The 1613-nt window shown below is 38.5% G+C and carries 2 protein-coding genes; both read right to left on the reverse strand.

Annotation, left to right across the window (positions count from 1 at the left end):
* Positions 1-107 precede the first annotated feature (107 nt).
* Positions 108-1094 (reverse strand): DNA/RNA non-specific endonuclease, encoded by a 987-nt coding sequence (locus WAM07_RS14415; protein ID WP_422167933.1) that lies wholly within the window; start codon positions 1092-1094, stop codon positions 108-110.
* Positions 1095-1122: 28 nt separating this feature from the next.
* On the reverse strand, positions 1123-1613 hold a 491-nt coding region (locus WAM07_RS14420), incomplete at its 5' end, for a helix-turn-helix domain-containing protein (RefSeq protein ID WP_422167935.1).

The raw sequence follows: 1613 nt of genomic DNA on the forward strand, positions 1-1613 counted from the left end.
ATATAGTACTTACTTTCAAATATAGGGGGACCATTTTGGGAAGGAAAACTATGAACTTCTTAAAGCTTTTAGTGGGAGGAGTAGTAGGAATTGCAACATCTTAAGGCTTACTCTCCAACCATCCCATCGCCATCATTATCTCGCATGTAAGGATATAACCAATGATCGTCTGTTATAGGCATACTGAAACCAGCATCCTTCGCTTCTTGAATTGTTACTTGCCCATTACCATTAGTATCAATGCTAGAAACATCATCTTTTTCATCAGAATTAGAGTTATCTGATTCAGAAGATTCGTCACTACCTGTTAAACCCAACGACTCATTAACTTCATCGGGGTTTACATTTTCGAAAGTATCTACAACCTCGTTACCGTTTATCGTGTAAGAATACCGATACTTGGAAGGTATTTGTGTGTTTGTATCTGAGTAAGAGAGGACTGCTTCAAAATTAGTCGCACCCCCTGCTTTACTTATCGCATTCTCCATGTACGATTGGTCACCATGCCGGTTCAGTGTACTTTCTTGAGGTGTAATATTATAGGCGTTAGATACCCCTCCCAACGAGTCAGCAATAACGTGCCCCTCGTCTAACACATCACTTTCGACACCTGGAACTTTAGCCTCGTCAGAGAAGTATCTACCACTAGATAGGACAGGTTCATTGCTATCATCTTGTAGAATAATTTCATCAGCAACAACTCTCACTAATTGACCATGTTCATTAGTGAATGCCCAGTACTCTCTGTCACCAAATCCTATGTCCACTACAACGTTTGATTCTCGATCACCGCTTAGATCACCGCCGTCCACCTCAATTAGTTGGTATCCTTCAAACTTATCATCGTGCGTTTCTGGCGGTGTATCCTCTGTTGCTGGGCCATCGTCCATTTTTGGTGATGTATCTTCTTCTTCCGGATCATCAACAACCGTAGAGTTAGCTTCTTTCTTTTCATCGTATTGGTTTGTATCGACTGCAGTTTGTTCTTGTGAAACCGTTCCTTCATCTGTCGTGGATGCATCTTCAACGTTGGTACATCCAACGATAAAGGTGGTCATTAGAATAAGGAAAAAATACTTCAGTTTCTTATTCATTGCTTATTCGCTCCCTGCCAAGACATGTTTATTTTTTATCCATTTCCTTGGACTTCTGAACTAAATATTGAAAGTAGCTTTCCAATTCCCGGATTTGCTCCGGGCTCATCGACTTCCACTTATCAATATCAAAGAAAGACATTTCATCGATTTCGTATTTATCTAAGAGTCGGTTTATTTCTTCTATTGAATCATATTCCTCATTGCCAGTCTTTTTAGCAGCTTTTGATCTACCAAGTAAATAATCAGTTGATACTTCAAAGAAATCTGCCAATTTTCGAAGAGTTTCGTAATCGGGCTCGCGTCTATCTTTTTCATAGTGGGATAAAGAAGCTCTGGAAATACCCACTCTTTCTGCCAAACCTTCTTGAGTGAGGTTTCTTTTCTTCCTTAATTTAGTTATTAAATTTCCTACACTCATATCAAAACCACCATTTATGTTTATTTTATAGTTTAATAATACTATACAAAATGTAGCAATAAAATATTTGATACAAAAAGTCGCAATAACTGTTGACA

This window comes from Halobacillus sp., assembly GCF_049282395.1.
Lineage (GTDB): Bacteria > Bacillota > Bacilli > Bacillales > Halobacillaceae > Halobacillus.

Coding starts and splice junctions, on each gene's coding strand:
- WAM07_RS14415 (WP_422167933.1), bottom strand. CDS start 1,094: ATGAATAAGAAACTGAAGTATTTTTTCCTTATTCTAATGACCACCTTT.